Annotated in this window: 18 protein-coding genes and 1 tRNA gene; 15 read left to right on the top strand and 4 right to left on the bottom strand. The window is 49.9% G+C overall.

The genetic code is table 11. The annotated features are described in order from the left end of the window. Positions 1–12 precede the first annotated feature (12 nt). Positions 13–1,044, bottom strand: a complete 1,032-nt coding sequence (locus B153_RS0108655; protein WP_020596300.1) for a PorP/SprF family type IX secretion system membrane protein — start codon at positions 1,042–1,044, stop codon at positions 13–15. Between the two features lie 231 nt (positions 1,045–1,275). Here B153_RS0108655 and B153_RS0108650 point away from each other — a divergent pair, with 231 nt between their 5' ends. Further along, positions 1,276–4,935 carry a T9SS type B sorting domain-containing protein gene (locus tag B153_RS0108650; protein WP_020596299.1) on the top strand — a complete coding sequence of 1,220 codons (3,660 nt, stop codon included), beginning with the start codon at positions 1,276–1,278 and terminating at the stop codon, positions 4,933–4,935. Positions 4,936–5,035: 100 nt separating this feature from the next. Beyond that, complete coding sequence (ruvB, locus tag B153_RS0108645; RefSeq protein ID WP_026262004.1) at positions 5,036–6,064, top strand: Holliday junction branch migration DNA helicase RuvB; 1,029 nt, start codon at positions 5,036–5,038, stop codon at positions 6,062–6,064. 87 nt (positions 6,065–6,151) lie between these two features. Here the strand turns inward: ruvB and B153_RS0108640 are convergent, their stop codons facing one another. From B153_RS0108640 to era, 3 genes are all read right to left on the bottom strand, one after another. Beyond that, the gene (locus tag B153_RS0108640) at positions 6,152–6,457 is read right to left on the bottom strand and encodes an ArsR/SmtB family transcription factor (protein ID WP_020596297.1); all 306 of its coding nucleotides are present in this window, start codon (positions 6,455–6,457) and stop codon (positions 6,152–6,154) included. Positions 6,458–7,049: 592 nt separating this feature from the next. Next, a complete protein-coding gene (der, locus tag B153_RS0108635) occupies positions 7,050–8,357 on the bottom strand; it encodes a ribosome biogenesis GTPase Der (RefSeq protein WP_026262003.1) in 1,308 nt (435 codons plus the stop codon). A gap of 103 nt (positions 8,358–8,460) precedes the next feature. Beyond that, positions 8,461–9,381, bottom strand: coding sequence for a GTPase Era (gene era, locus B153_RS0108630; protein ID WP_026262002.1), 921 nt, complete (start codon positions 9,379–9,381; stop codon positions 8,461–8,463). Positions 9,382–9,525: 144 nt separating this feature from the next. Between era and B153_RS0108625 the strand changes: the two genes are divergently transcribed. The 13 genes from B153_RS0108625 to B153_RS36570 all read left to right on the top strand — a co-directional run bounded on the left by B153_RS0108625 (position 9,526) and on the right by B153_RS36570 (position 26,747). Beyond that, positions 9,526–9,598: transfer RNA gene (locus B153_RS0108625), tRNA-Met, on the top strand. A gap of 131 nt (positions 9,599–9,729) precedes the next feature. Continuing rightward, positions 9,730–10,299 carry a Crp/Fnr family transcriptional regulator gene (locus B153_RS0108620; RefSeq protein ID WP_020596294.1) on the top strand — a complete coding sequence of 190 codons (570 nt, stop codon included), beginning with the start codon at positions 9,730–9,732 and terminating at the stop codon, positions 10,297–10,299. 74 nt (positions 10,300–10,373) lie between these two features. Continuing rightward, the gene (locus B153_RS0108615; protein ID WP_020596293.1) at positions 10,374–10,964 is read left to right on the top strand and encodes an HD domain-containing protein; all 591 of its coding nucleotides are present in this window, start codon (positions 10,374–10,376) and stop codon (positions 10,962–10,964) included. Between the two features lie 159 nt (positions 10,965–11,123). Next, positions 11,124–12,206: a Gfo/Idh/MocA family protein gene (locus B153_RS0108610; RefSeq protein ID WP_020596292.1), complete on the top strand. Its 1,083-nt coding sequence runs from the start codon at positions 11,124–11,126 to the stop codon at positions 12,204–12,206. Between the two features lie 17 nt (positions 12,207–12,223). Beyond that, on the top strand, positions 12,224–13,195 hold the full coding sequence (locus B153_RS0108605) for an amidohydrolase family protein (protein WP_020596291.1): 972 nt from the start codon (positions 12,224–12,226) through the stop codon (positions 13,193–13,195). Positions 13,196–13,269: 74 nt separating this feature from the next. Then, positions 13,270–14,304: an FHA domain-containing protein gene (locus tag B153_RS0108600; RefSeq protein WP_245564853.1), complete on the top strand. Its 1,035-nt coding sequence runs from the start codon at positions 13,270–13,272 to the stop codon at positions 14,302–14,304. A 168-nt stretch (positions 14,305–14,472) separates the two neighbouring features. After that, positions 14,473–15,936 (top strand): PP2C family protein-serine/threonine phosphatase, encoded by a 1,464-nt coding sequence (locus B153_RS0108590; protein WP_020596289.1) that lies wholly within the window; start codon positions 14,473–14,475, stop codon positions 15,934–15,936. Further along, positions 15,936–17,489, top strand: a complete 1,554-nt coding sequence (locus B153_RS0108585) for a serine/threonine protein kinase (protein WP_020596288.1) — start codon at positions 15,936–15,938, stop codon at positions 17,487–17,489. The genes B153_RS0108590 and B153_RS0108585 overlap by 1 nt, the downstream gene beginning before the upstream one ends. A gap of 7 nt (positions 17,490–17,496) precedes the next feature. Continuing rightward, complete coding sequence (locus B153_RS0108580; protein ID WP_020596287.1) at positions 17,497–18,771, top strand: serine/threonine-protein kinase; 1,275 nt, start codon at positions 17,497–17,499, stop codon at positions 18,769–18,771. 108 nt (positions 18,772–18,879) lie between these two features. Further along, positions 18,880–22,860: an FtsW/RodA/SpoVE family cell cycle protein gene (locus tag B153_RS0108575; RefSeq protein ID WP_020596286.1), complete on the top strand. Its 3,981-nt coding sequence runs from the start codon at positions 18,880–18,882 to the stop codon at positions 22,858–22,860. A 91-nt stretch (positions 22,861–22,951) separates the two neighbouring features. Next, positions 22,952–23,851, top strand: coding sequence for an FHA domain-containing protein (locus B153_RS0108570; RefSeq protein WP_020596285.1), 900 nt, complete (start codon positions 22,952–22,954; stop codon positions 23,849–23,851). Between the two features lie 107 nt (positions 23,852–23,958). After that, positions 23,959–25,713, top strand: a complete 1,755-nt coding sequence (locus B153_RS0108565) for an SMP-30/gluconolactonase/LRE family protein (protein ID WP_020596284.1) — start codon at positions 23,959–23,961, stop codon at positions 25,711–25,713. A 560-nt stretch (positions 25,714–26,273) separates the two neighbouring features. Next, on the top strand, positions 26,274–26,747 hold the full coding sequence (locus B153_RS36570; RefSeq protein WP_083928182.1) for a response regulator: 474 nt from the start codon (positions 26,274–26,276) through the stop codon (positions 26,745–26,747). Positions 26,748–26,929: the final 182 nt, after the last annotated feature.

Raw genomic sequence — 26,929 nt, 5'->3', positions numbered from 1 at the left:
ACGATGTGCTTATCAGAACTTCGGACAGGGAAGTCTCTTATCCCGTTTTTTCACACCCGCCCGACGCCCTTCGGGCTTGTCGAAAATGTAGGAGATCGACAATTCGTGCGAGCCACCACTGTTTCCCAGTGTTGAAATGGTTACGTCATAGCTGTAGCCAATCGAAAATTTGTCCATCCGCCAGCCAACCAGAGCCGCTACAGCATCATGATTGTTGAGGGTTTGGTCGTATTTTTTGAAGGGAATACCCCGGTAATAAGCACCGATCGTTAACGGCGAATAGGTTAAGTAAGCCCCCAGGTCTAGTTGGTCATATTTGCCCTGATGTTTGTACATCACCACGGGTGAGATACTGATTTCCCGATCCAGTTCGTCAGCCAGCCCCGTAAAGCCCATCAGTGGGATACGAAGCCCGGCCTGAATGCTGGTTTTAACGGGGAGTCGTTCGCGCCCACCAATGAAAAATCCCTGATCGGGACGATTGATATGATGGGCCGATAGGCCAACCCAAAACCAGTCGGAATAAAAAAGACCACCCGTCGAAAAATCAACGTATTTTTGGGTCGGAAGTCCGCCCTGCAGGGCTGGATCATTGGAAACACTGCCCGTGATGAATCCACGGTCGGTAAACTGATCGCCTGTGGTAAGACCAAAATAATTGATGCTCCGATTGACGTAAGACCCCTGTAAGCCCAGGCGGACAAACGAGGCTTCACCTACCTGAAATTGGTATGCATATTGCAACCCTATATCGGTAGATTGAATCCTACCCTGACCCTGATTATCGTTTTGAATCAAAAGACCCACACCACTATTGTATTTTTCGAAAAAGTGGTCGACCGAAACCATTGTTGTTACATAGTTGGTAATTGCTGGCCATTGATTTCGATAGTTGGCGGTAATGCGCGGAGCCAGCGCTGACCCGGCAAAAGCTGGGTTCAGGTAGAGCGGAGCAGCATAAAACTGGGTAAACTGGGGGTCTTGAGCAAAGGCCGCCCGGCTTAGAGCCAGTGTCAAAATGGTCAGTATGTATTTCTTAATCATATGAGCAGAATCAGGCAAAGACTGGGCCAACTTTTTGGTTGCAACGTTATGAACGCAAATGGAGTACTAAATGATGCACACCCTATAAAATTAGTCGGATTTTAAGGGGAGTTGTGACGATCAGGCGATAAAATTTTAAGGAATCATTATCGTTTATACTAACGTAATGCCCCCGCTGTTGTTATGTTGTGGGACTGAAATTGGGAAGGCGGCTATATTCAGCGTTTGTTCATGTTAAGTTTTAGCAGTACTATTCGTGTTGTCGGACTCTGGGCTTTACTATTTCTAGTAGCAGGATTGACTACGTCCTGGGCGCAAGGGTTCAAAATTAGTGGAAAGGCCTGTATTCCTGACCAGGAGTGCGGAACCGATTCGCTTACATTTACGGATACGTCGGCTGTAAAGGCCACGACGCACGTATGGAATTTTGGAGATGGAACCACCCTTACTAAGCAACGGGACTCAGTAGCCAAGCACGTGTACAGGCAACCGGGTTTTTATACGATTACCCTAACCCGAACCGTCAATGGCGTAACACAAACCGCCGAGCGGAATATTAATGTCAGTACACCACCTCCTTCGTTTACAAACTGGCGCACAGATACAACGATCTGTAAAGGTGAAACCATTACGCTAGACCCTTATGCCGGTACTACTCAACAAGGGTTTCGCTACATCTGGTACCCTAAAGGCGATACCACCCAGAGTATTCAGGTCGACAGTTCGGGATGCTACTCAGTCGAAGCCATTAGCCCCAATGGGTGCTCCTACCAGAATCGTATCAATGTAGACGTTTGCGGTGAGAAGAAAGAATCGCAGGGCGTGAAATGGTATTTTGGGCAAAATGCAGGGCTGGACTTCAGCGGAGGAGGATCGCCAAAACCGATTACGGATGGTAGCTTAAGCACAATAGAAGGGTCGTCATCCATTGCGAACACGAAAGGGGTTTTACTTTTTTATACAGATGGCATCACCATCTACGGAAAAGACGGTAAACCATTGAAGTCACTCGTACCGGGCGACACCAATGCGGTTCAGATACCGCTCGATGGGAGTACTCGCTCAACGCAGTCGGCTCTGATCGTGCCAAAACCTACCTGTCGGGGTTGCGAATACCTGTACTATGTATATACCACTTCCGAAATCCGTGGCAAAAAAACACTGACGTATAGCGTAGTTGATATGCGTCAGAATGGTGGCAAAGGCGCTGTTGTTGAAAAAAATGTCCTGCTGTCGGATAAAGGGACTGAACAGGCGGCATCGGTTGAGAACAAACGGGACTCCACCTACTGGGTGATTACCCGAATCTACGGAACCAATAAGTTTGAGGTTCGTCACCTTACTCGTGGCGAAAGCGCCGATCCGGTGACCTACACAGGTGGGCAGGTTCTGGACTCGCTGACGAATGCCGAAGGGTATATCAAAATTGGACCGGCCGATACGACCAGTGGCAATGAAGGCAATCGGCCTATGGCGGTTGTGATTCCAGGACCTCCCAAAAACTCCGTCGAAATCTACACGTTCAACGACTCGACAGGCGTATTGAAATATGAGCGGACCATTGATCTGGGAACTGCACCCCCTAAAGCCTATGGTGCTGAGTTTTCGCCCGATGGAAAGAGTCTGTATGTAACCATGCTGGCGGATACCAATTCGGATGGTAGCCAGAAAGGGGCATCTTATATCCTGAAGTACGATCTTAGTCAGGCGGATTCGCTGGTCTCAAAATCGAAAACGGTTGTCGATAGTAGTACAACCAGGCAATATGGGTCCATACAAATCGGGCCCGACGGCCGTATTTATGTGGCTGTAAAAGGAAGCAACTCCTTAGCAACCATCGAAAACCCGAACGGCGGGTTGCTGGACAGCCTTATTTTTACCCCGAACGGACAATCGTTGGGAGGCAAAACCAGTCAATTAGGGTTACCGAACCTGGTGGCGAATTTTAATGATCCGTCGAGTGGGCCAGGGCTTACTCATGCTGATACCTGTGTCAATGCGCCGACGGTATTTACGATAGGCCCCAACTGCCCTAAACTAAAAGAAGCCTATACGCTGGATTTTGGGGATGGTAGCCGCCCGTATTCAACGACCTCAGCGCAGCCGGTTACGCACGGATACACTAAACCGGGTACTTATTACCCGACGCTTCAGATTGTTACCCGTACCAGCTCGGGCGGTATCTGTAAGGATACAGTCATCCATGACACCCTAACTATCTTAGAAACGCCACCCGATATAAACCTGGGCGCCGACACGGCTATTTGTAATAAGAAAGGGATTACGCTGGATATAAAAGTTCAGGCTAAGGTCTACGTCTGGCTGGTGAATGGGGCCGTAGCGAGCAGGCAAAAGACCATCACCCTCAATCGGCCCGGTTATTATATCGTAGTGGGCCTGGCAGCGAATGGCGAATGTTTTAAAAGTGATACCATTGAGGTTCAGATCAAACCTACTCCATCGCTCGATTTAGGACCCGATACGGTGTTCTGTTATCGATCCAGTGTATCCCTGCGAGTACCCCAGCAAACCTGGACTCAGTTTCAGTGGAGTAATGGCGAAACGACGCGCTCAATCAATGTGACCAAAGCAGGTACGTATACGGTTACGGCGCAATCGACTGTAAATGGAACCACCTGCGAAAACTCGGATACCATTCGCGTGGCTGAGTTGCCTAAATTGCGTATGGCGGCTAACCTGACTGGGCCAACTGCCTGTACATCGGCTGATGGCGCTATCCGAGTGACAACGACCCCAGCCGGAACGTATGAGTACAACTGGACGCGTGCCGATGGGAGTATTCTTACGGGTGTAGGAAGTCAGCAACTCAGTCTTACCGAAGGAGGGTATGCCGTGAGTGTATCCGATACCTTGCACGATTGTAAAGCCGATACCTCATTTACCCTAAAATCACCGCAGAATCAACTGGCTATTGTCCCATTGATCAAAGATGCGTTGTGTAGTATTCCGAACAGTGGAACTGTTAGCGTAACGGTTACGGGGGGAACAGCTGCCAGCTATAGCTGGTATGGACCAACGAATACGGTCATTGCTACAACCCCTGTTCTCGGTCAGGTGTCGCCTGGGCTTTATAAAGTACAGATCGTGGACGACAAGGGGTGTAAAGCCTTGAAAGATAGCATCAAGGTAGGGCTGGATAGCACAGGTTTTGCCCGATTAGGTCCCGATACGCTCAAGTGTAATGGTCTCGCCGTTGTACTGGCTCCGCTATCGGGCGATATTCCGGGCAATCTATATCAGTGGAGTACCGGAGCAACAAGTCCGAGCATAAGCGTAGCTCAGCCCGGTTCGTATAGCGTAACCGTTCGGAATACCCAGTCGGGTTGCGTAGGTCGAAGTAGCATTCGGGTGGGCAATCGGCCACCGCCACCCTTCTCACTCACCCAACAGGCTTCTCTTTGCGAAGGCGATCAGGGAAAAGCGACACTTACGGCCGGTGGCGCAGCAGGGTTGAAATTTTTATGGGTAAATCGAACAGATACGACCCGATCAATCCTGGTAGACCGTGCTGGCGATTATCAGGTTCAGGTGACTGACCCGTTGGGTTGTACGGCAATAGGTTCGGCACGGGTACTGAACTTGTGCGAACCTCGTGTGAATATTCCTGATGCGTTTACACCCAACAATGACGGCGTAAACGATGTACTGCAAATCTTTACGGCCTACGTTACCGATTATGAGTTCCGCATCTACAATCGATGGGGAGAAGTCATTTTTGCCAGCAACAATCCTGAGCAGAAATGGGATGGAACGTACCACGGTTCTACCTATCCATCCATGCTTTATCCGTATGTGGTGACCTATAAAAGTGAGTCATTTCCAGAGCGTGGACGAGTCACAAAAAGGGGGTCGGTATTGCTGATTCGATAGCGGTTTTCTGCAGTTTTTTTCGTATATTTGACATAAACGACCCGGTCATAATTTGCTGTTCAGGCGATAAAAAATGGCCGGGTCTGTACGTATCAAAACCATGCGAAACGACTTTTTGAAAGGTTCGGGCGATGGCATGACCGCTACCGACAAAGAAATTGAACGCGCACTCAGGCCGCTCTCATTCGAGGATTTTACGGGTCAGGAAAAAGTGCTTGAAAACCTTGAAGTGTTTGTCCGGGCTGCCATGCAACGGGGAGAAGCGCTCGACCATGTGCTGCTTCACGGCCCTCCAGGATTAGGCAAAACCACGCTGTCGCATATCATTGCCAACGAGCTTAATGCCAGCATCAAGATGACCTCCGGGCCTGTGTTGGATAAACCCAGTGATTTGGCAGGTTTGCTGACAAATCTTCAGCCCAACGACGTCCTGTTTATTGACGAGATTCACCGGCTCAATCCCATTGTTGAAGAGTATCTGTATTCGGCAATGGAAGATTACAAAATCGATATTATGCTCGATTCGGGCCCCAATGCCCGTAGTGTCCAGATCAAGCTAAATCCCTTCACGCTCATTGGCGCAACAACCCGCGCGGGTATGCTTACGTCACCGCTCCGGGCCCGGTTTGGTATTAGTTGCCGACTTGAATATTACGATGCCAAACTGTTGACCAGCATTGTTCAGCGGTCAGCGGCTATTCTGGGAACACCGATCGACGAATCAGGCGCTTTTGAGATTGCCCGTCGGAGCCGGGGTACACCACGGATTGCCAACAATCTGCTACGCCGTACCCGCGACTTTGCCCAGGTGAAAGGTAACGGGTATATAAACGTCGCTATTGCTGAAATTGCCCTGAGCGCATTGGATGTCGATCAGAATGGCCTGGACGATATGGACAATCGGATTCTGATGACGATTATCGATAAGTTTAAGGGGGGGCCGGTAGGCATCACCACCATTGCTACGGCTTGTGGCGAAGAAGCAGAAACGATCGAAGAGGTTTATGAGCCTTTTTTGATTCAGGAAGGTTTTCTGAAACGAACATCTCGCGGACGAGAGGCCACAGAAAAAGCCTACCGTCATCTTGGAATCATGCCAAACTTCCGAACGGGAGAACTGTTCGGATAGGTTACCATAGAAAACACCGTAAAACAGAATCTAATAACCCACTTATTAACGTTCTGTCTTACGGTGTTTTTCTGAAAATTCAGTTCATTAAATAAGCTTACTTTTGTAAATGCACTCGATAATTTCAGCGACCGCGTTATCTACCAGAAAATAGTAGATATTCTTACCACTACGCCGGATTTCGAGTATCCCCTTATCCCGCATATTGATCAGGTGGTGGGAAATCAGCGATTGTTCAGCATTGAGGTTTTTATAGATCGCCGATACATTCAATTCTTTATTTTCATTCAACATTTGAATGATTTTAATTCGGAGGGGGTGAGCCACAGCTTTGAGCACGTAGGCTGCCTTGTCGATCCGCTTTTCTTCATCTAAAACTTTTTCAGTTGCCATAGGAGTGATTTGTTAACAGTGGGTAATAGAGCGAAATATAGCCCGAAAATTGACATATGTAAAGAACTAACATCCTGAAAGTGAGTGTAACTTTATTTAATGGTTATTTTACCCAAACAAGTGTAACAAGAGTACACCTATAACACTTAGACTGGTAACCAATAAGTAAGTAACAAAGAAATAATAGGCACAATATTACACCAATTTTTTGCGGTAATTACTCAGGTGAATTTGCAGGAATTACTTTGTTTTTCTGTGCCGCCTGATAAATAATTTGTTAAAATTTAAAAGCAGGGGCCTCTGTGATCTGGATTGCCCTTTTTTTGACGAATGCTTCTTGACAAAAGGGAGTATTATAGGCGATTTTCGAAGTGTTACTAACAATTGCATATCTATACCTTCAACTATAAAATGCAGGGGCCCAGTAAGAAGTAGGACGGAATAGCCAATTTGGCCGTTGGCTTTTTTAAACCAGGGAAAGGGCTATCACTAAAAAGCTAACCCGCTGAATTACTACAGGATACGCTTAAGATAGATAGCAAAAATGAGGGGCAGGTATGTTGTGTCAACACCTGCCCCTGTATGATCCGGTCTATTTCTGTCGAAAAAATAAGGTGATCGGTACGCCCGTAAAATCAAAGTGATCACGGATCTTGTTTTCCAGGAATCGCTGATAAGACTCCTGAACATATTGAGGCAGATTGCAGAAGAAAACAAACGTGGGAGAAGGGGTCGGTACCTGAAGCATATATTTGATCTTGATATGCTTTGCTTTCACCGCTGGCGGAGGGTACCGTTCAATTTCCGGCTGCATAGCCTCGTTAAGTTTTGAGGTAGCGATCTTCTTATTTTTATTTTCGTACACCTCCATCGCTTTTTCCATAACCTGAAAAATGCGCTGCTTTTCGTGGACCGATGCAAAAATAATGGGCAGGTAATCAATAGGCATCATGCGCTGAATCATCTCTTTGCGCCAGACATCAGCGGTTTTGGAATCCTTCTCAATAGCATCCCATTTGTTGACCATGATAACCACACCTTTACGGGCCCGAACGGCTTGCCCGATAATGGTTAAATCCTGGGCTTCCAGACCGCGTGTGGCATCTAGCAGGATGATACAGACATCCGACTCTTCCATCGCTTTAATCGAACGCAGAGTCGAGTAAAATTCAATGTTGTCCTGGATACGGGCCTTACGTCGGATACCAGCCGTATCGGTCAAAATAAAATCTTTCCCGTAGGCCCGGTAACGTGTGTTGATGGCGTCGCGGGTGGTGCCGGCAATATCCGTGACAATACTTCGATCTTGCCCCGTCAGTACATTCAGAAACGAGGATTTTCCAACATTGGGTCGTCCCAGAATAGCCACGCGAGGGATACCCGCATCCGGGTTTTCTACCCCATCGGTCTGGAAATGCTTAACAACCTCATCCAGCAAATCGCCCGTGCCTGAACCCGTAACCGACGAAATGGGGTAAGGGTCGCCCAATCCCAGCCCGTAAAATTCAGCGGCTGCATGCGTACGTTCGATGGTTTCAGCTTTATTGGCTACCAGGTAAATTGGCTTTTTTGATCGGCGAAGCACATTGGCGAAATCTTCGTCAAGTCCGGTAATACCCGTTTGCGTATCGACAACGAACAGCAAAACCGTCGATTCCTGAATGGCGATCTCAACCTGTTCGCGGATCGACTCTTCAAAAACATCTTCGGAGCCAACAACATAGCCCCCGGTATCGATCACCGTAAAATATTTGTTGTTCCACTCTGCCGTACCATAATGCCGGTCGCGGGTAACCCCACTTTGGTTATCCATGATGGCCTGTCGCTGTTCGGTCAGGCGGTTAAACAGCGTGGATTTACCCACATTGGGGCGACCCACAATTGCAACAATGTTTGCCATTTTTAAAAGGAGGAAAGGGAGGAGAGGAGGAAAGGCAGGAAAGGGTACGGATCTGCAAAATCCTTTCTTCCCTTTTCTCCCTTTTCGCCACTTCCTCCTCTATTTATTCATCATATCCCAACCGCTTCAGCATCCGTTCTTTCTGGCGCCAGTCGGGTTCTACTTTGACGAATTGTTCTAGAAATACTTTTTTGCCGAAGAAGCGTTCGAGTTCTTCGCGGGCCATGATGCCCGTTTTTTTGATCATTTTGCCACCTTCGCCGAGTAAGATAGCGCGTTGAGTAGCGCGTTCGACCAGAATTTCAGCCTGTACGACAATTATATCTGGTTTCTCTTTAAAGCTGGTGATAATGACCTCACTGCTATAAGGCACCTCTTTTTTGTAATTCAGAAAAATCTTTTCCCGGATTATTTCCGAAGCAAAGAATCGCTCCGGCTTGTCGGTTAGCTCATCTTTCGGGAAATAAGGTGGGTGCACAGGGAGTCGATTAAAGATAGCGTCAAATACCGTATCGATATTGAATCCGTTCAAGGCCGAAATAGGAATGATTTCCTGAGCCTTGAAATGGGCTTCCCAATACGCTATTTTTTCGGTAACCTGATCATGGGTTGCCTGGTCAATCTTGTTGATAAGCAAGAGAATAGGCACTTCCGATTTCTGTAACCGATCAATAACATCATTTTCGTCATGCTGCTCAAAAATGTCTGTTACAAAAAGTACCACATCGGCATCTTCGATAGAACCGCGTACAAAGCTCATCATGGACTCGTGGAGCTTATATTGTGGCTTGATGATGCCTGGTGTATCGGAATAAACAAGCTGGAATTCCTGACCATTGTGGGTTCCATTCAGGATACCCATGATGCGGTGGCGAGTGGTCTGGGCTTTGGACGTGATGATCGACAGGCGCTCGCCAACGAGCTGATTCATTAGCGTTGACTTACCTACATTCGGCTTGCCGACGATACTGACAAAGCCGGCCTTATGATTGGCCGGAAAATTTTCGATGATTTCCGTGTTCATGCGAGGTGATCCCACCGGCTGATTACCAGTGGCTTTAGCAAACAACTCCCGATCCAGCAAAAACGTTTCAGATGGATCGTAAACTTTTTTTTACAAAGATAGTTGGTTTATAAGAAAGTTGCCGTATTTTTGCAGTCCAAACATCGCGGGATGGAGCAGTTGGTAGCTCGTTGGGCTCATAACCCAAAGGTCGCTGGTTCGAGTCCAGCTCCCGCTACTCTGAAGGTCAGGCCGTTACAGATAAATTCTGTAACGGCTTTTTCGTTTGGTATACTAATCATATCTTGTGAATGTCAAGACTTTGAACCCAGTCAGTTTGCTGCAAGACGAATTCAACAGGTTTGGTCAATGGAAAAACTATTCGCCTATTTGCTCCAGTTCGGACACGTCAATGCGCAACAGTTTGAGCTGATTAGGGCCAGGGCCAAACATAAAAAGATTGCCAAAGGAGCCTATTTTGCAGAGGCTGGAAAAGTTTCTGCTCAGATAGGCTATATAACCGACGGGATTTTCAGAGTCTGTTATTATGATAAGGCAGGCGATAGCTTCACCCGGTATTTTGTTTATGAAAACCGATTTGTTGTTGATGTCAATAGCTTTCGCGACGAAATTCCATCTGCCGAGTACATTGAAGCAATTACTGATTGTCAGCTTTTAGTGTTTTCGAAACAAGACTTCACGCAACTTTCCGCACTTATTCCCGGATGGGACGATCTATTTGTTAAAATCACGTCGTACGTGCTGGAAAATAAGCTGAAGGTGACCAGCAATATGTTGGTGCAGGATGCCCAAAAACGATACCTGAATTTTCTCGACCATTACCCTGGGCTGGCCAATCGGGTTCCGCTTCATATGCTGGCTTCTTATCTAGGCATTACCCCTTCTTCCCTCAGCCGGATACGGAAAAGTATTCACTAGTGTATTTCTTGCCATTTGGCAATTGAGCTTATCGGTTTACCCGTCAATTTTGCCCCGTCATTAATCATACATGGATGGAAGCGACAAATCTTTTCAGGCAGATTGAGTTCATAAAGGAAGTGGATAAGCTTAAGTATATCCTTCGTAAAACGAAGTTGTTCAACAGTGATCGAAACGAGAACGACGCCGAGCATAGTTGGCATCTGGCTCTTATGGCCATCGTTTTAGCCGAACAGGCGAATTTTCCGATTGATTTGCTCAAGGTTATTAAGATGTTGCTGATACACGATATTGTTGAAATAGACGCGGGTGATACCTTTATCTATGACACGCAAAAAAGCCATACCAATACGGATGAAGAACGGGAAGCGGCTAAGCGGATCTTTGGCATTTTGCCGAATGAGCAAGCTAATGAATTGATCGCCATCTGGGAAGAGTTTGAAGAACACCAGACAAACGAGGCCAAGTTTGCCCGAGCCATGGACCGTCTCGAACCGCTGCTACAAAATGCGTCGAATCAAGGGGGGACCTGGGCCGAGTTTGGTGTCGGTTACGAGCAGGTATACGCCAAAAAGAAAGTAATCGAACAAGGCTCCCTGCCAATTTGGCAATATGCCGAGCAACTGCTTAATGAGAGCGTTGAAAAAGGAATTCTAAAAAAATAAGGAATCGATGTTGCCAACCGTTACTAACGGCTGAATGGCCGTCGAGGGTTAGTACGATCACAAGGCTGATGAGAGTAGATGGCTTCTGACGGTAAAGGCGTCAAGTAGAGGAAGGCGGGAAACCACTTCTTAATGCGTCAACCCGTTTTGCTTCGACCAATGAACTATCTCTTAACCGCTGCATTCAGTCTGCTCCTACTAACCAGCAACGCCCAATCGCCCCTTCGACTTGCCATTGCGGGCCTAAGTCATGGTCATGTGGGCTGGGTATTTAACCGTCCTGACAAAAAAGACGTAGAACTTGTTGGTATTTACGAAACGGATCAGGCGCTGGTCGACCGATTTGTTACTCGCTACAAACTGGATAGAAAGCTGTTCTTTACGGACCTGGGTCAGATGCTCGATCAGGCGAAGCCGGAAGCGGTCTCGGCCTTTGGCGCTATTAGCGACCATATTGCTGTTGTCCGTGCCTGCGCCCCCCGAAAAGTCCATGTGATGGTCGAAAAGCCGCTCGCTACTACGTTTGCCGATGCCAAGGAAATTCAACAGCTCGCTCTGAAAAACAACATCAAGGTTTTGACCAATTTCGAAACCTCCTGGTACGCCAGCAATCAGTACATCCATGAACTCTACCAGGCCGGAAAATTAGGTGAGATCAAGAAGGTGATGATCAATGATGGCCACGAGGGACCTAAAGAGATTGGCGTCAGTAACGAGTTCTTCGCGATTTTGACCGACCCGGCTAAAAATGGGGGCGGTGCCTTGATCGACTTTGGTTGTTATGGGGCCAACCTGATGACCTGGCTCATGAAAGGGCAGAAGCCAATGACGGTAACGGCCGTTACCCATCAGAACAAGCCTGATATCTATCCCAAAGTAGATGATGAAGCCACCATTATCTTGCAATACCCATCGGCCCAGTGCATTATTCAGGGTTCCTGGAACTGGACATTTGCCCGTAAGGATATGGAAGTATACGGAACAAAGGGGTACGCTGTTGCGGTCGATGCGACTACCATTCGGGGGCGGCTACAGGCCAAAGAGCCCGAAGAACGAAAGAAAATAGCGCCCCGGCCCGCCCCTTTCACTGACCCGTTCTCGGTATTGGCCGATGTGGTACAGGGGCGCCTGACATTGGCGCAAAACGACTTATACGATCTTCCTGTCAATGTAACGGCGGTTGAGATACTGGAAGCGGCCAGACAATCGGCCAAGTCAGGAAAAACCGTTTCATTAAAGTAGCTCGTCTCATACGTTCCATGAATCGACGGGATTTTCTTGCTTTAACCACCGGGGCATCTGCAACCGTTGGGCTTAGCTCGTTAGGGTGGGGAGATGCTCGGCCAATCCCCATCATTGATACGCACATTCATTTGTTCGATACAAAGCGCCCACAAGGTGTACCCTGGCCAACACCCAAAGATGAGGTTCTTTATCAGCCAGCCCTTCCGGATCGCTACCGTAAAATTGCCCAGCCATTGGGCGTGGTAGGAGCCATTGTGGTAGAGGCCAGCCCCTGGGTCGAGGATAACCAATGGGTACTCGACCAGGCTGCTCAGGATACGGTCATTGTCGGCGTGGTGGGAAATCTTGAACCCGGAACTCCGAAATTTCGCCAGCAGCTCGAAAGGTTTCAACGGAATCCGTTGTTTCGGGGTATTCGGTACGGGAACCTTTGGAATCGGGATCTGGCGGGCCAATTGGCGAACCCCAGCTTTATAGCCGATCTTCGGGTATTGGCTCAGGCTGGCCTTGTGCTGGATACCGCAAATCCGAATCCTACCCTACTGGCGGCTATTGTGCAACTGACGGATCGGGTGCCAACGTTACGGGTCATTATCGACCATCTGCCTCAAATGCCTGTTTCCTCGGAAACTGCAGCCCGGAAAACCACCCAAGCCTACCTACAGACGTTGAGCCAGCGTCCCCAGGTCTATGTAAAGATTTCGGAAGTACTGCGCCGGGTAGAGGGTACGGTGCCGAGAGAATTAAGCTACTATCGAGCACGGCTGGATGAGTTGTTCGGGCTCTTTGGTGAAGATCGATTGCTGTATGGCAGCGATTGGCCCAATAGCGATCAGTGGTTGCCTTTCGATGTGGGATTACGACTGGTTCAGGAATACGTTATGGGCAAAGGCCGACCCGTGGCCGAAAAATACTTCTGGAAAAATTCCGTGAAAGCCTATCAGTGGGTTCGGCGTGATGCCACTCAACCAGCTTATGTTCGTTAAATGATGGCCGAATAGTGCCTGCGTTTGATCGAATCAGCCCGACTACCAAACGAAAATGAGGGTAGTGATCGTTTATGGGTGTAGTAAACACCTATACACCTTCACAAATGGCCGATCAGCCTAACTGGCTTCATAAATTAGGGAATCTACTGGTGCCCTCCAGCCAGAGCCAAAGCAACTCCGGCACTTCGGTAACTAACAAACGAATACTCGACGAACTGGTCAATTCGTTTCAGGACTCCATAGGTCGGGAATCGGTTGGGTCAAGTATGCTGTTCAATGCACACTTCCTCATTATCCTGCATCCCGACACGTACGAAGACCGCCAGAATGCGTTTCCGGTCATTGTCGATGAAGCAGTGAAGGCCTTCAAAGCGCTGATTGAATCGCAGAAAGGACAGTATGAACGTGTTGCCCCTGTAGCCTCAAGCTGGTTTTTTAAATTTGGGGGTGGTCGGGAATTTAGTGGAGAGACTGTTACGCCTACGGATGTGTATGTAGTGGGGGCGCTTACGGGAATTCTGCCCGGTAATGAACCGCGTCAATCTCCGGATAAGCTGCATGTGACTCGCCGAGTGAAGCAAACCAATCGTTACGAAAAAGTGGATGTGGACATCCATACGTTTCAGCATATCGACTTTCGGGAGCCGGGGGCTTTTGTGGTGAAGTTCAAATTTGAGCCAGCGCCCGCTCCTGGCGAACGGGCCCCCATGCCGGGGGCGGCTACGCGAAATGCACCTCATTTACCCCGTAGCCTTTCTGCCGGACTGGCCGAGATCACGTACTACATTGCCGAGTTGAACAAAGAGGATTTGTACCGAATGCGCGACCGGGAGGTTGTTATCGCCCGGAAAGAACCCGAAAATCAGCATTTCCCGAACTACCTGCTTCTCGAATCGGCCTACGTGTCGAATCCACACGCCCGCATCCGGTACGACGATGCAACCCAAACTTTTCAGATCGCGTCTTTCAGCCGAAATGAAACCCGTGTGAATGAGCAGCTTATTCCTCGCAGTGAACCCGCTAGTCCGCAGTGGTACACCTTACCCGACAAGGCCCAGATTCTGCTCAACAGTATGGTTACGCTAAACTTCCAACGGACTTCCTGAGATGATCGATTCGCTGATTGTTTTCGCTCTGCTTCTGTTTGTCGGCTTACTGGTCTGGAAACATTTTCAGGATTTACCTCGATAATATATCTGACAGGATTAACGGGATTGTCTTTGTTCCAGAAAATCCTGTCAATCCTGTTAAAGAAAAAAGATTTGCACCGCTGAATGAATTCATTCGTATTTACTGGACAGACCGATGTGGGCCGACGCCGAACCGACAATCAGGACGCCTTCATCTGCTCCACGATCTGGGCAGAAACCAGTGCCTTGCTGGCGGTTATTGATGGGGTTGGTGGGTATGCCGGGGGAGATAGAGCTGCGACCATTGCCAAAGAGTCCATTGAGCAATACATGGCTACTCCCAACGGTAACCCCTTGTCCATGCTACGCGAAGCGGTCGTTTTTGCCAACAACCAAATTTACCGGGAGCGGCAGCAGGAGCTTCGTCTGTCGAATATGTGTTGCGTGCTGACCTCGGCCATCGTCGATAGTCAGTCGGAAAAATTGTATTTCGTTCATGTGGGCGATACCCGCCTGTATCGGTTTCGTCAGGGCGTTCTTGAGAAACTTACCTACGATCATTCGCTGGTTGGCGTGCGGGAAGATGCCCATGAGCTAACGGAAGCCGAAGCGATGCAGCACCCGCGCCGAAACGAAATTTTGCGGGATGTCGGCTCCGCAGTGCATCGGGTCGATGACGCTGATTTTCTGGAGTCGGGCGAAACCGACTTTCGACCGGGCGATCAGCTGCTCCTTTGCAGTGATGGACTGACTGATTTAATCACAAAAGCGCAAATCAAGGCGGTTCTGGAACAAAAAATCGCCCTCGACGAGCAAATCGCCGAATTGATTCGGTTAGCGAATCAGCAGGGCGGCAATGATAACATTACGGTCGTTCTGGCGAAAAATGCTCAGATGGCCGACAAGCTTTCTGAACAAAAGCCCGCAATCCGGCTAGCACAGGCAACCTCGCTGCAACAGACTTCGGAGGTGGTTCCTAGTGTCGGCGACAAGGCCGTTTCCGCGAAACTGAAGCCGGTCAGGAAGCCCTCTAAGAGCTTGTTCATCCTGTTGGGTTTGATCGTTATGGGGTTGATTGGCGGGATCATATGGTATCAGAACCAGCCATCCGGCTCGTCTGATACGGCAAGGATTGATTCGCTGCAAAGTTCCGGCAGCCAATCGCATACAAATCTGGCATCGGTAATCGCTAAAACAGACGAACGGTTGGACTCGCTGCTCCAAATCGCATACCGGAGTAAAGATCATCGGCTGGTACTGTCTGCTGATACATTCCGACTTAGTAAGCCACTCCAGCTCACAGACTCTTTACAAAGCATACTGGGTAGTAACCGACCGACCGTTTTGATACCTGCTGATTCGGCACAGGCCCAGGTTGCTTTACAGATTACCCGCTCGGGCCCTGTTCAGGTAGAAAATATCATCATCAGCGGATTTAAGACAGGCATCGAAACAACCCACCAGGCAAAGCTGCAATTCGCCAATGTGTCCGTCAAAAACGCAGATATACCGATTCGGGTGGCTATCCGGCAGGATACTTTCCGCAAAGCGGTTATCTTTTTGTCAGTACAAAATCAGCCAGATTCAACCAAAATACGACACCATTAATGGCCACGATTCGATTTGATACGCGGTTTCCCGGTTACGAAGTGCTGAGCGAATTGGGCCGCAGCAATGCCCGTATCCTGAAGGCGCGGCACCTGGCAACCGGAGATTTGGTGGCAATTAAGCACTTTGCGCTCAATACCGATGCTGAAACGCTCCGTCGGTTTGAGCGGGAATCGGCCATCATGACCAGCCTGGCACACCCCAATATTGTTAAGGTACGGGAAGTTCGATTGGAAGCCGAATTGCCTTACCTGGTGATGGAACTGGTAGAAGGGGGCAGCGTTGATCAACTGATCAGCCGTCAGGGGGCGCTGGATGCACCGACCGTTTGCCGATTGGGCCTGCAAATAGCCAGCGCCTTTAAGGCCATTCATCCACAGGGTATTGTTCATCGTGATATTAAGCCGGAGAATATCCTGTACCGTTCTCTGCCCAGTGGGGAGCTGCATTTCCTGTTAACCGACTTTGGCGTGGCTCGTTTGCACGAACAATCGAATACACTGACTGGGCAGTCGCTGATGACCTATGAATATGCTTCTCCCGAACAGTTCAACGATCCACGAAGTGTGGGGGCTGCAACGGATTATTATTCGCTGGGGGTAGTCCTGTATGAGTGCCTGCATGGAAGCGTACCGTTTGCCCTAGATGACCATACGGGTATTGTGACGTTTATGAATAAAGTGCTGACGGAAGCGCCCCCTGCGCTAACCGTTCCGTCGAACGACCAGACGCTCAGTCCATTTGCCGACGTGTTGCGGGGTTTGTTGCAAAAGAAAGCGGCTGATCGGCTAAGCGACCCTGACGAATTGACGTGGCTGCTCAAACAGGCCGAACTCGCCTATTTGCAGGCTAATCGTACGTATCGGGACCGCCCTTCGGTAGTAGAACCCATGAAGCCCGCACTGGTCAGTGAGTCTGAAAAAAAGAAGGATACTGTATCAAACGCAGCCCCGCCGGAAGCCAGGCCCGTTCAGGGTTCCCGGTCGCGAAGGCCAATGTCGGGTAGTCTGAAATGGGCGGCTTTGGCAATCATCATTTTTCTGGGCATCGTTGGCCTGTATCTTACCGTTCTCAAACCCAAATCCGGTACGCGCACCATGATCGAGGATACACCAATCGCTCATGCGGACTCGGCCGAAGGACCTAAGCCGAGCGACGACACGGAGCGCCAGCAACGGGAAGCGGAGGAAGCAGTTCGACGAGAGCAACTTAAGCAGGAAGCTCAGGCTGCCGCAGATGGATTGACGGTGAAAGCGAATGATTACCGGGTGGGTTTTTTCGGCGGTATCAAAAATGTACAGCTTCAACTGAGCAACCCAAGCCCGATCACGTTCACATCGGTTGTCGTTAAGGTGAATTATTACAAGGATAACGGCGGGCTATATAAGTCAGAAAAGGTGTCGTTCAGGAATGTAGGGCCTAATTCATCGGCCATTCAGCGTGCACCGAACAGCGATCGGGGGACTAAACTTACCTGCAAAATTGTTGCCCATCAGTTTGCCCCTCCGCTGGACTCTTTAATGCAGACGGCTTCATCAGACTCGATCCAATAATTGACTCATGCCAACTGTAAGTGTCAATACACATTTTCCGGGTTACGAAATCATGGGCGAGCTGGGTCGGTCGAACGCCCGTGTGTTGAAAGCGCGTCATCTGGCAACGGGTGATTTGGTAGCAATCAAACACTTCACGGTCAATACCGATGCGGATACCCTTCGGCGGTTTCGGCTCGAATCGCGGTTGATGACCGACATCCAGCATCCAAATGTGGTGCGTGTGCGGGAGGTCCAGTTGGATATGCCCATGCCGTTTATCGTGATGGAATGGGTAGAGAGGGGCAACCTGCGTACGCTTCTTGGCGAACAGGGCTATCTGGACATACCCAATACCATTCAACTGGGGCTTCAACTGGCCGAAGCGTTCAAGGCGATTCATCCGCGCGGCATTATTCACCGCGACATAAAACCCGAGAATATTCTGTTCCGGCTGTTGCCGTCGGGTGAGATTCGCTTTCTGCTGACGGATTTTGGGGTGGCTCGCCTTCGGGAACAGTCACAAACCATGACGGGGCAATCGTTGATGACCTACGAGTATGCGTCGCCGGAGCAGTTCGATAATCCACGGGGTGTCGATGAGGCTACCGATTACTATTCGCTGGGTGTGGTGTTGTATGAATGCCTGTCGGGTAAGGTGCCCTTTTCGATGACAGACAGTACAGGAATTGCGCGGTTTATGAGCGATGTGCTGCGAACACCGCCCCCGGTATTGCGGCTGCCATCCGGGCAAAGCGTTCCGCCAAGTCTGGATACGATTCTGGAATGGATATTAGCCAAAAATCCATCCGCCCGATTACGGGATGTTAACGAACTTGTATTGCTGCTGGGCCAGGCCCAGATTGAACAGATACAAGGTAGCCGAAGCAACCGGGCGTCTGCCGCGTCCCGCACGATGGCCGCACCCGTACCAATGGCCCAGCCGATGATACCAGCCGAACCAATTGCGGATGTGGAACCCTACATCCGTTCGAACCGATGGCTTAAGGGACTGATCTTTTTTATGGTAACCCTGCTGATTGGATTGGCTGTGCTGTACAAAACCGATCTGGACGACACTAAAAACAGCCTCCGGGTCGTAGCCGATTCAACGCGTACAGTACCTGATACATCGGCTATGGAACCCATGGAAGACGATACGGCATCGACGGTGTCCGATAGCCCCATGGATACTACAACCGATTCGACGACCACAGAAAGTTCTTCGGAAACCGTACCTGAGTCACCAGCTACCGTACCCGATTCATCCAGTACGGCCGTTGACTCAACGAGTGCGTTTTAAATAATCGATGGTTTTATTCCTACATCTCCTGAAAGGGCTTGGCTTATTCTTAGAGAATAGTCACTTCAAGGAATTTAGGGGGTAATCGTTTACTCATACACCCACAATATGATTGTACCTTCTGGTCATTCCGGCCGTTTCTATCTGCTGGGCGCATCAATTATGCTGCTACTGCTATTTGGGCGGTTGTATAGAAACCTGCTTCCGGCGCTTGATCAGGCGAAGGACGCTCTTGCCAAAGGTCGGGCTTTACCACTCCACGCTGGGCTGAAATCAGCGTCTGTCCAGCGGCTTCTCAACACCGGAAATTATTACAGCGATCCGAACGATCGGGCGCTGGTTGCCGATTCGTTGGTGGCAAAACTCCGGCAAAGTGGTTCTCCCGAAAATCTGGGTGCTTTAAATAAACGGCAATTTTCGGTGCTGGCACCCATAGCGTGGCGGGGGCGAATGGGCGGAGCCGATTTTCAGAGCCGCTTGCAGGTGTCCCGTCAGCAGATGGGCTTCGATTCGGTTTTATACGTTCGCGAATTAAATAATCCCAGAACGTATACGGCTTCGGTCAGCGCGGGGAATGGAACAGCCTCGATAACGGGCCGGGTTACTCAGGCTGAACAGCCAATGGCCGATGTTTTGGTTCAGCTAAAGCGCCATCCGGCGACTGCTCAGCCCGATACACTTCCCGATCGGTTCGTTTATGCCCGAACCGATGCCGATGGTCGGTTTGCCTTTACAGGTTTGACGGAAGGTTCAGGTTACAGCGTTGTCCCACTAAAACCCGGTTTCGAGTTTGGAAGCCGGAGAGGGACGAGTCATGTGGCAGGTGATCAGGACTACACATTTACAGCGCGTCGGCACCAACTGCGTCTGATTGGTTCAACCGTTTACGGGCAGCTCAAGGCCGACCATGCCTTTACCGTTCGAAACCCAACGGCTTTTACGCTGCAATTCTGGTTGATTATTGGTCTGTTTATGCTGGTCTTTTGGCTCGTCCAGGGGTTCTGGGACATCCGACGCTTTCAGCCCGACCCTTTGTTGTTACCCATTCTGATGCTGCTGACGGGCATATCGGTACTCACCCTGCTGGCTATTCAGGACCCGTTGCAGGACACGCTATTTGCTTGGCAAACCCTGCAAGGGATTGCGGCTGGCCTACTGGGCATGACGATTTTATCTCAACTGCCCATTGGTCGTTTTTATGCAGACTGGCGCTACGACTGGCTGTTTGCGTTTCGGAGTCGGGCTGCCGTACGGCTCTCCGGCTGGACCTGGCTGGTGCTGGCTGTCGGTCTGGCTCTACTAACCTTACTGGTGGGCTCGGGGCCGGAGGGGAGCGGAGTACGGGTAAATCTGTCGATCCTGGGGTTTACGTTCCAGCCCAGCGAAATCACGAAATACCTGTTGCTTCTCTTTTTTGCAGGGTTCTTTGCTGCCAATGAGCAGCAGATTCGGCAACTACCCGATTTGCGCTGGCGGTTCGGCGTTAGTTTCGGGGCGCTGGCCGGAGCAGGATTACTTATGCTGCTTTATCTGCTGCTGGGCGACATGGGGCCTGCGCTGGTCGTTTGTTTTACGTTCATTTTGTTTTACAGTATTGCCCGGGGAAATCTGCCTCTCACCCTGGCGGCTGGACTAGGGTATGGGCTGGCACTCTGGCTGCTGCCCGGCTGGCTGGCTACCCTATTGAGTGTAGTGATTCTGGTTGGGTACATGTACTGGCGGGGCGATGCCCGATCTCAAACCGGACTCGGCTGGGCCGCACTGTTGACCGAAGCCCCGGTATTACTCGTACTCGTGATGGCGATGTTTGCCTTTGGCGATCAGTTGCCGTTTGTGGGGAGTCGTCTGGCCGATCGGAAAGCGATGTGGCTGAGTCCCTGGAACAACGATGTGTATGGGGGCGACCATCTGGCACACAGTTTCTGGGCTTTGGCCTCTGGCGGCTGGACAGGCCAGGGACTGGGAAAAGGCTTTGCCAGTGCCATGCCAGCCGCTCATACCGATATGATACTCCCCAGCGTGGGCGAAGAGCTGGGCGGAGTGGGGGTAGTGGCTGTTTTTCTGCTGATGGGTATTTTACTGCACCGCACCTTGCTGCACGCCCGTCGGGCTGGCCAGCCGTTTAGTTTTTTCCTGGTAACCGGTATCGCGCTGGCAACGGGTGTGCAGTTTTTGATCATTGCAGGGGGCTCTATTGGCTTACTGCCTTTAACGGGCATCAGTGTGCCTTTTCTGAGCTACGGCAAAATAGCGCTCATTGTCAATCTGATGGCTATGGGGGTTGTATTTAGTGTAGCACACCGACCGGGCCAGCCTGAGCAACGCCAATATCTGGAGAAACACTATGATGTCGTCCTGATGGCGGGTATTGCTGGGTTTTTGCTGGGTGTACTGGTCCTGATTGGTCGCCTGTTGCCCATCATTGGCTGGCGGGGTAACGAGTATGTTGTGCGGCCCGCCCGCGTAGTGACCCGCAATGGCGATCCGGTGTATAGTTACAATCCCCGAATCGAGCGACTGACCCGTGTGCTGGCTGCGGGTACGGTCTACGACCGGAATGGGCTGGTACTGGCTACCAGTTCACCCGAACGGGTTACCCAACAATTGGGCCGACTCCGGCAAAATGGCCTGAAAACTGATCAACTTCAAACCCTCGCGCAAAAACGGCTGCAACGGTATTATCCGTTTGGAGAGCACCTTTTCTTCTGGACGGGTGATGTAAATACGCAGCTCTTCTGGGGGCAAAGCAATGGGTACTATGCCGAAGCAGCCCACTTTAGTGAGTTGCGGGGTTTCAACAGTCGTCCCCGAAAAACGACCCTGGTTACGACCGACTACCGGGCCGATCGCTTTAGTCCCTCGGTCCAACAAACCCGGACACTAACCGTTTACGATTACAGCGAACTGGCTCCAGCTTTACGGGCTGGGATCGATAGTCGGGAAGTGGCCGAACGAAAAGCCAGGAATCGGGACATTCATCTGAGTGTCAATGCCGAGTTGCAGGTCGCACTACAACAGGCATTGGCACAGTCAGAGTATAACAACAAACGGTTGTCGGTCGTCGTACTGGACGCTGGCTCGGGCGATGTACTAACGTCGGCAGTTCATCCCTTGCCCAATCTGAAAACACCCGACATCTTGCTATTATCGGATCGGGATCGGCTCAAACTCCCTTATCTGGTCACCGAGCGTGATTTGGGCATGACCTATCCAACAGCGCCCGGCTCAACGGCTAAAATTCTGACGGCAATGGCCGCATTCAACAAACTGGGTTCATCGGCATCGGCGGTTCACTATCCAATTTCGTGTCAGGAAATTATTCGACGTGGGGCGCGGGAATCGGAGCCCTGCGGGGAACTGGTGGATATGCGAAAGGCTATTGTGCGCTCAAGCAATGTCTATTTTATCCGAATTGCAAATGACAACGCACTGGACACTGAACTGGCCGACCTCTATTTAGCCACCGGAATGAACGTCGATCTGATTGGTGGTTACTCCTTTTCGGATACCCATACCGATACTGAGCGCGTTCAGATCCGGCAGCATTGGCGCGACTCATCGTTTGTGGTTCGTCGGAAATTGTATCAGAGCACGCAGTACCCAAGGCGCTACCGCAGTGAGTTTTCGGGACTGGCCTGGGGACAGGGACAACTAACCGCCACCCCGGCTTCACTGGCCCGTATGGCCGGAGCTATCGCCAACAATGGTGTACTATTGCCTTCACGTTATGTACTGGATCGGGCAGGGAAATCACAGCCTGTCGGCACAGGCAAGCCCCTGGCCCGGCGACCTGATTATGCCGAACAGCTAAAAGAATTCATGATCGAACAATCAAACCCGCCGTCGGGGCGTAGTAAGATCAGTGTGGCGCGGGTAGCGGGTAAAACAGGCACCCCCGAACGGATTGTGCAGGGCAAACAACAGAATGATGGCTGGTATGTATTTTTTGCACCCACACCCAACGGGCGATCGAATACGGTTGTGGCGGTACGCATCGAGTTGGGCCAGTCTTCCGCCGATGCGGTCAATCTAGCGAATACGGTTGTCGCCCCGATTTTGAAACAGCATAACTACTTGGGAAGCTTTTAATATGACGAGGCCGGAAAGCCGCCAACATTAGGCCAACCTGGTTTTTGTCCTGTGGGTATACGGGCATCTGCACATATTACACCAATTTACTATGAACTTAATCGAAAAAGTTAAAAACCTGTTTGGGTTCACACCCGCCGAACAGCCATCGGCAGCAGGATCTGGAAATACACCTGACCAAACAGAACAACCAACTCCCGAACGGCCAAAATCGACCCCAGCAGGGCCTCCACCAGCGGCTCAGTTGCGGGAGCAGGTCATGCGGTTTATTATCGGTAAACTTCGGGTCTATCAGAACGAGCCCGACACGGCGCCCGTAGGCGTGCGATTAGCTGTTTTAGGCACTGATACGGAAGATGAAGACCTGTATCGGGTCGCTCTATGGGCAAATCAACCGGGCAAGTTCCAGGCAGAACTGGCTCGTCAACTGGCCGATCATTACATTACGCTTCCTAAAAACTGGCAGTTTGAGTACACCTTTTTCATGGACCAATTGCCCGACACTACCTATCGGGAAGGGAATCTGGGGCTTGTCGTGGTGGATAGATCGAAGCCAGAAAGTGCCCAGCTTCTGGCGAAGATAACGGCTCTGGTAGGTCAGATGGAACAGGCGGAGTACGTGCTTGATTCAACCCGGCAGCCTACATTCTGCATTGGGCGTGGGCATACGACCCAAACCGCATCAGGTCGGGTTCGGACCAACGATATTGTTCTGTTGAATGATGATGATCCTGGATTCGACGCTAAGAAAGGGGCCGGGAACGGAGCCGTAAGCCGGGCGCATGCAACGATTCGCTACGATCTGGTTCAGAAACGTTATGCGCTTCTGGTCGATCCGGGCGGGTTACCTTCTGGCGGCAATAAAACGAAGATCATTCACCCCGACGACACCATTGAACGGGCCGATATTGCTGGGATGAGTTACCCGCTTCAAAGTGGAGATCAGATTGAGTTGGGGGGCGAAGTGATGCTTTTGTTCGAGCTTCTGTAAGGCCGGCTCAACACGGGGTGGGGTAGGTAAAGTAAATCGTTGTAAGTGAGTGCTTTGGTAGGTCTAGGCACGACGAACGTCTTTTTCAACGCCTGGTTTCTTTCTACATGAAAGCCCTCTCTCTGCTTTGTCTTTGCTACTTTTTCCCGTTGATCCTGTTGGCCCAGTCAACGGAGTCGTATCCGGTTCATCCTGATAGCCAACCACAGGAGGGCGTTCCTAAAGGCGAAGTGCTCAAATTTACATTCGAGTCGTCCCGGATTTTTCCGGGCACATGGCGCGAGTACTGGGTATACATACCGGCGCAATATCAGCCGTCCCAACCCGCCTGTGTATACATAAATCAGGACGGTATTCAGTGGCAGGCCCCCGCCGTTTTTGATAACCTGATTCATAAAAAAGAGATGCCCGTTACGATTGGTGTGTTTGTCATGCACGGGCGGGTGAAAGCGGCTAATTCTGATGTGGCGTTGGATCGATTCAATCGGAGTTTTGAGTATGATGGATTAGGCGATGCCTATGCCCGCTTTCTGCTGGATGAGCTTCTGCCCGATGTTGAAACCAAAAAAACATCCGATGGGCGAGTCATTCGCCTGTCTCATAATGGGAACGATCGGGCCATTGGTGGGTCTAGCAGTGGAGCCGTTTGCGCGTTTACAGCCGCCTGGGAGCGTCCCGATGCATTTAGCCGGATATTCAGTACCATTGGTACGTATGTCGGTTTACGCGGAGCCGACCAGTACCCTACCTTGATTCGGAAGGTTGAACCTAAACCGTTGCGCATTTTTCTACAGGATGGTACCAACGACCTCAACATCTACGGTGGCGACTGGTGGATGGCCAATCAGACTATGGAACGTGCGCTGACATTTGCGGGCTACGATGTACAGCACATCTGGGGTGAAGGGGGGCATAACGGTAAACACGGAACCGCGATTTTTCCCGATGCCATGCGGTATCTGTGGAAAGGGTGGCCTGAACCGATCAAAACGGGTACCTCGAAGAACCAGATGCTTACCGAGATCGTAGTGCCCAATGAAGGCTGGCAACTGGTTGGTGAAAACTATCGAGAGGCAGAAGGCCTCTGCGCCAATGCCCAGGGTGAGGTGTTTTTTACCGATGTCCCAGCGGGAACGGTATGGAAAGTTGGTCTTGATGACAAACGAAGCCAAATCAGTGGTAAGCGTAGAGGGGTATATCGACAGGCATTCGGCCCCGATCAGCGCCTGTATGCTACCGCCGTTTCAAGCCCTGGTATAAGCGCCTACACGTCGGATGGAAAAGCGTCTCTCATTGCCGATGGACTGACCGGGCATGATCTGGTGGTAGCCAGCAATGGCAATACCTACGTTACCAGTAGGTCCACAGATGGCAAAGGTCGTAGCCAGGTGTGGCTGATTCCACCGTCGGGCAAAAAGCTTGTGGTCGATACCGATCAATTTTCTGCCAGTGGGATTGCGCTATCACCCGATCAAACCCTACTGTATGTATCGGATTCCGATTCACACTGGGTCTACAGTTATTCGATCAGGTCCGATGGCACCCTGGCTAATAAACAGAAATATTACTGGCTGCACGCACCCGATACGGCCGATAATGCGGGTGCAGAGGGACTCAAAACTGACCGTGACGGGCGGCTCTATGTAGCTACCCGTAGGGGTATTCAGGTATGCGATCAGGCGGGCCGGGTCAATGCCATCCTGCCAATGCCCACCGGGAAAGTGTCCAGCCTTTGTTTTGGGGGCGCAAACTTCGATGTACTCTACGCAACCTGTGGCGATAAGGTGTATCGGCGAAAGCTGAACGTAAAAGGAGCTAATGCATGGGATAAACCCAATAAGCCGACTGCCCCCAGACTATAAGTTAATCCACGTAGCAGGTATTCGTACTGATCCGTATAAACTTACTATTAAGTATTCGATACAGTAGGCAACATAGGCCGTTGATATTGTCAGCGAACGACAGCAGGTTTATTAGCTAATTTAGTTAAAAATAACTTATTATGTCACTTGTATTTTGTATTTAGTTTCAATTGGCTATTTTTGTACAGTATAACTTATAGGCTGTTCGGTGAGGCTATAGTTACCCTTTGCGGGAATATGGAAAAATTTGTATAGCCAGGAGTTTTTTATGAGTTAGCTAATGTGTTTTTAATCAGTGTATAGTGTCGTCCCTGCTTAAGAACTTATGGGTTTTAATTATACAGGATCTTTCCTGTATGAATGAAAAGAATAATAGACTCGTATAGTCGGAAACTAAAGATGCTAAAAAGGCAATAAATGCACTAAATACTATATAATGGTCTATTGTTGTGTTTAAAATATGTGCTTTTTGGGTAATTTAATGTATATGGCTGAGTACTTTGGCCCGATATTTATAGAGAAAAAGATAAAAAGATACTTTCCTCTTAACGTTATATTGTATGTCCTCATGTCTGCTTGTTGAGAGCGATCCTATTATTGCGAATCAATTAACTGCCTTTTTAGCGCAAACTACGCTATTTGATCCACCGATCGTGTGCTCAACAGCGATGGAAGCTTTCCAGCTACTGACGGATTGCTCTGTCGATTTAATCCTATTGGATCTGGATTTGCCCGACCTAACAGGTATTAAGTCACTTGAAGGTTTGGTTAATGCTCCTCCGGTTATTGTTCTGGCTGGTGCTGCTGAGCAGGCGGCTGCCTGTTATGATTTGGATATGGTTGTTGATTTTTTACTTAAACCTGTTCCATATTCACGTTTTCTACTTGCTATCCAACGGACCTTATTGCCACAGTTCAATCATAATTTTACCAGAGATACCAACTTGATAGTTGATAAAAAAGAGTTCAACTTAGTCAAGCCGCAGCAGATCAAACGGTTCGTACCTGGCGGTACTCGCTACTCTGAAGGATAGTATATAAACGATATATACGACAAGGAGTAGAAGTGGAGTAAATCTCTAAAAATCAATGGATTAACTGGATAGGTACTTTTCGGGGTCGTTTCTAGGCAGGTGTTTGTATATAATTAGCCATTTAGAATTTATTTGAGCTGGTGCGGGCAGATTTGAGAATCTGCCCGCACCAGCTCAAATAA

It is taken from the genome of Spirosoma panaciterrae DSM 21099, assembly GCF_000374025.1.
GTDB classification, from domain to species: Bacteria; Bacteroidota; Bacteroidia; order Cytophagales; family Spirosomataceae; genus Spirosoma; species Spirosoma panaciterrae.
This window is presented reverse-complemented; position numbering and strand designations above follow the sequence as displayed.